At 67.3% G+C, this 5568-nt stretch carries 4 protein-coding genes; all 4 read left to right on the forward strand.

Annotated elements, in window-relative coordinates; all coding sequences use genetic code 11:
* Window positions 1-2294: translation initiation factor IF-2 (infB, locus tag AC1D01_RS18575; RefSeq protein ID WP_477868840.1), on the forward strand; the 2294-nt coding region annotated here is incomplete at its 5' end.
* 94 nt (window positions 2295-2388) lie between these two features.
* Entirely contained in the window at window positions 2389-2754 is a 366-nt protein-coding gene (gene rbfA / locus AC1D01_RS18580) for a 30S ribosome-binding factor RbfA (RefSeq protein WP_047512900.1), read from the forward strand.
* 3 nt (window positions 2755-2757) lie between these two features.
* Complete coding sequence (truB, locus tag AC1D01_RS18585; RefSeq protein WP_477868842.1) at window positions 2758-3705, forward strand: tRNA pseudouridine(55) synthase TruB; 948 nt, start codon at window positions 2758-2760, stop codon at window positions 3703-3705.
* A gap of 16 nt (window positions 3706-3721) precedes the next feature.
* Window positions 3722-5536 (forward strand): translational GTPase TypA, encoded by a 1815-nt coding sequence (typA, locus tag AC1D01_RS18590; protein WP_477868844.1) that lies wholly within the window; start codon window positions 3722-3724, stop codon window positions 5534-5536.
* Window positions 5537-5568: the final 32 nt, after the last annotated feature.

Below are 5568 nucleotides of genomic sequence, written 5' to 3' on the forward strand. Positions count from 1 at the left end.
CTGCCAAGGCTGCCCCGGCACCCACGGCGGCACCCGTCGTGGCTGCCGCCCCGGTGGCGCCGGCCGAACCGCCGAAGCCCGCCCTGCGCGTGATCAAGGCCGCCGACGTCGTCGACGAAGAGAAGCAGCGCGCTGCCGACCTGGCCAAGCGCCGCAAGGCCGCCGAGGACGAAGCCGCCGCGATCCGCGCGATGATGAACGCGCCGAAGAAGGTGCTGACGGCCAAGAAGCCGGAAGAGCCGCCGAAGCCGGAAGCCGGCAAGGAAGGCATCAAGGGCACGATCCACAAGCCGGCCGCCGCGCCGGGCGCTGCGACCACCACGGCCGCCGCAAAGCCGGGCGACAAGCCGGGCGACAAGAAGTCGGTCAAGTCCGAGAAGCTGTCGTCGAGCTGGGCCGATGACGCCGCGAAGAAGCGCGCGCTGAAGACCCGCAACGATTCCGCGGCCCGTCCGGGCTGGCGTGCGCCGCGTGGCGGCCGCCGTGGCGATCGCAACGACGGGCAGGGCAGCGGCTTCGTCGCGCCGCCCGAGCAGCAGATCCAGGAAGTGCACGTGCCGGAGACCATCAGCGTCGCCGACCTCGCGCACAAGATGTCGGTGAAGGCGTCCGAGGTCATCAAGCAGCTGATGAAGCTGGGCCAGATGGTCACCATCAACCAGCAGCTGGACCAGGAAACGGCCATGATCCTCGTCGAGGAAATGGGCCACAAGGCGTTCGCCGCCAAGCTGGACGACCCGGAAGCCTTCCTCGAGGACACCCAGGCCGAGGCGGTGCACGAAGAACTGCCGCGCGCACCGGTGGTCACCGTCATGGGTCACGTCGACCATGGCAAGACCTCGCTGCTCGACTACATCCGCCGGGCCCGCGTTGCCGCGGGCGAAGCGGGTGGCATCACGCAGCACATCGGCGCGTATCACGTCGACACGCCGCGCGGCATGATCACCTTCCTCGACACCCCGGGTCACGCGGCCTTCACGGCGATGCGTGCCCGCGGTGCCAAGGCGACCGACATCGTCATCCTGGTGGTGGCGGCCGACGACGGCGTGATGCCGCAGACCAAGGAAGCCATCGCGCACGCCAAGGCGGCCGGGGTGCCGATCGTGGTCGCGATGAACAAGATGGACAAGCCCGAGGCCAACGTCGAGCGCCTGAAGTCCGAGCTGGTGGCCGAGCAGGTCGTGCCAGAAGACTTCGGTGGCGATTCGCCGTTCGTGCCGGTGTCGGCCAAGACCGGCATGGGCATCGACCAGTTGCTCGAGCAGGTGCTGCTGCAGGCCGAGGTGCTGGAACTGAAGGCACCGAAGGACGCTCCGGCCAAGGGCCTGGTGATCGAAGCCCAGCTCGACAAGGGCCGCGGCCCGGTCGCGACGGTGCTGGTGCAGTCGGGCACGCTGAAGCGCGGCGACGTGGTGCTGGCCGGTTCGAGCTACGGCCGCGTGCGCGCCATGCTGGACGAGAACGGCAAGCCGACGACCGAAGCCGGGCCGTCGCTGCCGGTCGAGATCCAGGGCCTGACCGAAGTGCCGCAGGCCGGCGACGAGTTCATGGTGCTGGCCGACGAACGCCGGGCGCGCGAGATCGCGACCTTCCGTTCGGGCAAGTACCGCGACGTCAAGCTGGCCAAGCAGCAGGCCGCCAAGCTCGAGAACATGTTCGAGAACATGGGCCAGGGCGAAGCGCAGACGCTGGCGCTGATCATCAAGGCCGACGTGCAGGGTTCGCAGGAAGCGCTGGCCCAGTCGCTGCTCAAGCTGAGCACGGCCGAGGTCAAGGTGCAGATCGTGCACGCGGCGGTGGGCGGCATCAGCGAGAGCGACATCAACCTCGCGATCGCGTCGAAGGCCGTCATCATCGGCTTCAACGTGCGTGCCGATGCCGGTGCGCGCAAGCTGGCCGAAGGCAACGGTGTCGACCTGCGCTACTACAACATCATCTACGACGCGGTCGACGACGTGAAGAAGGCGATGACCGGCATGCTGGCGCCGGAGCAGCGCGAAGAGGTGATCGGTACCGCCGAGATCCGCACGGTGTTCGTCGCTTCCAAGATCGGCACGGTGGCCGGTTCGATGGTCACCTCGGGCGTGGTGCGCCGCAACGCGCGCTTCCGCCTGCTGCGCGAGAACGTGGTGGTCTACACCGGCGAAGTCGAGTCGGTGCGYCGCCTGAAGGACGACGTGCGCGAAGTCAAGGAAGGCTTCGAGTGCGGTATCAAGCTGAAGAACTACAACGACATCGCCGAGGGCGACCAGCTGGAGTTCTTCGAGGTGAAGGAAGTGGCACGAACGCTGTAAAGCGGAGTGGGTCTCTCCCCCAAACCCCGCCCTCCGAAAGACGGCGGGGTTTGTGTTTGAAGGAGCCCCGTCCGAGCCAGCAGGAGCCTTGAACATGCGACACAAACGAGCCATCCCGAACCGCGGTTTCCGCATCGCCGACCAGATCCAGCGCGACCTGGCCGAGCTGATCCGCGACCTGAAGGATCCGCGCATCGGCATGGTGACGCTGCAGGCGGTGGAGGTCACGCCCGACTATGCGCACGCGAAGGTGTTCTTCTCGCTGCTGGTGGGCGATGTGAAGGAATGCGAGGAGGCCTTGAACGAGGCCGCCGGCTTCCTGCGCAACGGCCTCTTCAAGCGCCTGCAGATCCACACCGTGCCGACGCTGCATTTCCACTTCGACCGCACCACCGAGCGGGCGGCCGAATTGAGCGCGCTGATCCAGCAGGCCAATTCGACGCAGGCCAAGGAAGACTGACCGGTGCAAGCCAATCGCCCGCGCATCCCGCGGCGCGCCGTCCATGGCGTGCTGTTGCTCGACAAGCCGCTCGGCCTGTCGAGCTACGACGCCTTGCAGAAAGCCAAGCGCCTGTACCGTGCCGAGAAGGCCGGCCACACCGGCACGCTGGATCCGCTGGCGACCGGGCTGCTGCCGCTGTGCTTCGGCGCGGCCACCAAGTTCTCGCAGGTCAGCCTGGACGCCGACAAGACCTACCGCGCCACGCTGCAGCTGGGCACCACGACCACCACGGCCGATGCCGAGGGCGAGGTGCTGCAGCAGCGCGAGGTGAACGTGACGCGCGCGCAGCTGCAGGCGGTGATCGAGCGCTTCACCGGCCCGATCCGCCAGGTGCCGCCGATGCACTCGGCGCTGAAGCGCGACGGCAAGGCCTTGTACGAATACGCGCGTGCCGGCATCGAGGTAGAACGCGAAGCGCGCGCGGTGACGATTCATCGCATTGCCATCGTGGAAGATGACACTGCCGGGGCCGACGACCGCTGGACCCTGGACGTGCGCTGCTCGAAGGGCACCTACATCCGCACGCTGGCCGAAGACATCGGCGAGGCGCTCGGCTGCGGTGCCCACCTGGCCGCGCTGCGCCGCACCGAGACCGGCGGGCTGACGCTCGGCCAGGCGCTCACGCTGGAGCAGCTGGCCGGCATGGACGAAGCGCAGCGCGAAGCCGCCTTGCTCGACGCCGATGCGCTGCTGGCCGACTGGCCGGTGGTGCGCCTCGGCGACGAAGATGCCGGACGTTTCCTGAGCGGCCTGCGCCGCCGCCTGCCGCTGGCAGATGCGGAGCAGGTCCGCGTGTACGGCCCCGACCCCCGTGCGTTCCTCGGCAGCGGCCGGGTCGACGCCGGAGAACTGATTTCGACGAGGCTCTTGAGCCCGGTGGAGGTGCAAGGCCTCCTGAAGACACCTTGAACGCAGAGAGCACGTCATGACCCGACAGATCCGCAACATCGCCATCATCGCCCACGTGGACCATGGCAAGACCACGCTGGTGGACCAGCTGCTTCGCCAGAGCGGCACCTTCCGCCAGAACGAGAAGGTCACCGAACGGGTGATGGACAGCAACGACCTCGAAAAGGAACGCGGCATCACCATCCTCGCGAAGAACTGCGCGGTGGAATGGAAGGGCACGCACGTCAACATCGTCGACACCCCGGGGCACGCGGACTTCGGCGGCGAGGTGGAGCGCGTGCTGTCGATGGTCGACAGCGTGCTGCTGCTGGTCGATGCGGTCGAAGGCCCGATGCCGCAGACCCGCTTCGTGACCAAGAAGGCGCTGGCGCTCGGCCTGAAGCCGATCGTCGTCGTGAACAAGGTCGACCGCCCCGGTTCGCGCATCGACTACGTGATCAACGCGACCTTCGAGCTGTTCGACAAGCTCGGCGCGACCGAAGAGCAGCTCGACTTCCCGGTGATCTACGCCTCGGGCCTGAACGGCTGGGCCACGCTCACCGCCGGCGAGATCGGCACCGACCTGGCGCCGCTGTTCGACGCCGTGCTGCAACACGTGCCGGCGCACGAAGGCGACCCGGCCGGCCCGCTGCAGCTGCAGATCTGCTCGCTCGACTACTCTACCTACGTCGGCCGCATCGGCATCGGCCGGGTCAACCAGGGCACGCTGAAGCCGATGCAGAACGTGGCCGTGTTCAGCGGCCCGGACAGCACGCCGTTCAACGCCCGCGTCAACCAGGTGCTGAAGTTCGAAGGCCTGGAGCGCCAGCAAGCCACGGAAGCCGGCCCCGGCGACATCGTGCTGATCAACGGCATCGAGGACATCGGCATCGGCGTCACGCTGACCAGCATCGAAGACCCGAAGCCGCTGCCGATGCTGAAGGTCGACGAGCCGACGCTGACGATGAACTTCTGCGTCAACAACTCGCCGCTGGCCGGTCGCGAAGGCAAGTTCGTGACCAGCCGCCAGATCTGGGACCGCCTGCAGCGCGAGCTGCAGAGCAACGTGGCGCTGAAGGTCAAGGAAACCGACGAAGACGGCATCTTCGAGGTGTCGGGCCGCGGCGAACTGCACCTGACCATCCTGCTGGAAACCATGCGCCGCGAGGGCTACGAGCTGGCCGTCAGCAAGCCGCGCGTGGTCTTCAAGGAGATCGACGGCGAGCGCCATGAGCCGATCGAGATGGTGACGGCCGACGTCGAAGACCAGCACCAGGGTGCCGTGATGCAGGCGATGGGCGAGCGCAAGGGCGAGCTCGTCAACATGGAGCCGGACGGCATGGGCCGCGTGCGCCTCGAGTACAAGATCCCGGCGCGCGGCCTGATCGGCTTCCAGAACGAGTTCCTGAACCTGACGCGCGGCACCGGCCTGATCAGCAACATCTTCGACGGCTACGAGGCCTTCAAGGGCGACATCGAAGGCCGCAAGAACGGCGTGCTGATCAGCCAGGACGACGGCGAGATCGTGACCTACGCGCTGGGCAAGCTGGACGACCGCGGCCGCATGTTCGTGAAGCCGGGCGACCCGGTGTACGAAGGCATGATCGTCGGCATCCACAGCCGCGACAACGACCTGATCGTCAACGCGGTGCGTGCGAAGCAGCTGACCAACTTCCGCGTGTCCGGCAAGGAAGACGCGATCAAGATCACGCCGCCGATCATCCTGACGCTGGAGTACGGCGTCGAGTTCATCGCCGACGACGAGCTGGTCGAGATCACGCCGAAGTCGATCCGCGTGCGCAAGCGCCATCTGAAGGAACACGACCGCAAGCGCGCCTCGCGCAGCGAGTGACATGACCCACGGCCGGGCGGTGGCGGGCATGC

Source organism: Rhizobacter sp. P3_B12 (assembly GCF_056402895.1).